The 1,209-nt window shown below is 63.1% G+C and carries 1 protein-coding gene; it reads left to right on the top strand.

Going from position 1 to position 1,209, the window contains the following annotated elements; translation table 11 throughout:
• On the top strand, positions 1-1,184 hold a 1,184-nt coding region (locus tag AB0F58_RS29900), incomplete at its 5' end, for a GTP-binding protein (protein ID WP_357150228.1).
• Positions 1,185-1,209: the final 25 nt, after the last annotated feature.

Here is a 1,209-nt window from a genome sequence, read left to right as displayed (position 1 = left end):
TGTATGACACGAAGTCGTTGTTCACGGATCAGTTGGAGGCGGTGGAGGCGGTCTCCGCGGCGCGGGGGGATGAGTACACGAATCTGGCGTTGTTGACGGATGGGTTGCGGGCGGAGCGGGAGCAGGGCATCACGATCGATGTGGCGTACCGGTACTTCGCGACGCCGCGGCGGAAGTTCATCATCGCCGACACGCCGGGGCATACGCAGTACACGCGGAACATGGTGACGGGTGCGTCGACGGCTGATCTGGCTCTGATTTTGGTGGATGCGCGGAAGGGTTTGGTGGAGCAGTCGCGGCGGCATGCGTTCCTGTGCAGTCTGTTGCGGGTGCCGCATCTGGTGTTGTGTGTGAACAAGATGGATCTGGTGGACTGGTCGCAGGAGGTGTTCGAGCGGATCGCTGACGAGTTCACCGCGTTCGCGGCGAAGTTGGATGTGCCGGATCTGGCGGTGGTGCCGATCTCGGCGTTGCGGGGTGACAACATCGTGACGCGGTCGGAGAACACGCCGTGGTATGAGGGTCCGTCGTTGTTGCATCATCTGGAGCATGTGCATATCGCGTCGGATCGGAATCTGGTGGATGTGCGGTTTCCGGTGCAGTATGTGATTCGTCCGCAGTCGACGACGGTGACGGATTATCGGGGGTATGCGGGGCAGGTCGCTTCGGGTGTGATCAAGCCGGGTGACGAGGTGATGGTGTTGCCGTCGGGGTTCACGTCGCGGGTGGCGGCGGTGGAGACCGCTGACGGGCCGGTCGCGGAGGCGTTCCCGCCGATGTCGGTGACGGTGCGGCTGACCGATGAGATCGATATTTCTCGTGGTGACATGATCTGTCGGCCGAACAACGCCCCGACTGCCACGCAGGACGTGGAGGCGATGATCTGTTGGATGGACGAGACTCGGCCGTTGCAGATCGGTGGCCGGTACACGATCAAGCACACGACTCGTACCGCGCGGGCGATCGTGCGGGGGTTGCACTACCGGCTGGATGTGAACACGTTGCACCGTGACGACACGGCGACGGAACTGAAACTCAACGAGATCGGCCGGGTGCGGCTGCGGACCACGATTCCGTTGTTGGCGGACGAGTATCGCCGTAATCGGACCACGGGTGGGTTCATCGTGATCGACGAGGCCACCAACCGTACCGTCGCCGCCGCCATGATCGTCGAGACCACCTGACCCCACCGGTTCCCGGGGCCCTTCC

It is taken from the genome of Micromonospora sp. NPDC023956, assembly GCF_040639195.1.
Lineage (GTDB): Bacteria > Actinomycetota > Actinomycetes > Mycobacteriales > Micromonosporaceae > Micromonospora.
The sequence above is the reverse complement of the archived record's forward strand: the minus strand, read 5'-3'. Positions and strand labels throughout refer to the sequence as shown.